Below are 538 nucleotides of genomic sequence, written 5' to 3'. Positions count from 1 at the left end.
GCGTAAACAATCCCTAAAATTCTTCATCATCGTTCAAATGGTTCCAACAACAGCAGCCTTGACCGCCTTTTACGTTATGGCCTTACTAGTTGGGGGACTAGACAAATTATGGTTCTTGATTTTCGCCTATGTCGGCGGGTCAATCCCAATGAACTCATGGTTGATGAAAGGGTATTTTGACACCGTGCCAATTGACCTAGATGAATCCGCAAAATTAGACGGGGCAGGCCACTTACGGACCTTTGGACAAATCGTCTTACCGTTAGTGCGTCCAATGATGTCAGTGCAAGCCTTATGGGCATTTATGACCCCATTCGGTGAGTACATGCTAGCCCGTTTCATCTTGCGTTCACCAGAAAATTACACCGTAGCCATCGGGTTACAACAATTTATTACCAACCCTCGTGAACAACGGGTAACCCTATTCGCGGCAGGGGCGATCTTAATTGCCTTACCAATCTCAATCATGTTCTTCTACTTACAAAAGAACTTTGTATCTGGTTTAACTGCTGGTGGTACGAAAGGGTAATACATGATC

Annotated in this window: 1 protein-coding gene; it reads left to right on the top strand. The window is 44.8% G+C overall.

Translation table 11 applies throughout. The features are described from left to right. Window positions 1-529: sugar ABC transporter permease (locus tag ACRCJ0_RS19095; RefSeq protein WP_431391783.1), on the top strand; the 529-nt coding region annotated here is incomplete at its 5' end. Between the last annotated feature and the right edge of the window lie 9 nt (window positions 530-538).

The sequence above is a fragment of the Aerococcus sp. L_32 genome (assembly GCF_050689315.1).
This window is presented reverse-complemented; position numbering and strand designations above follow the sequence as displayed.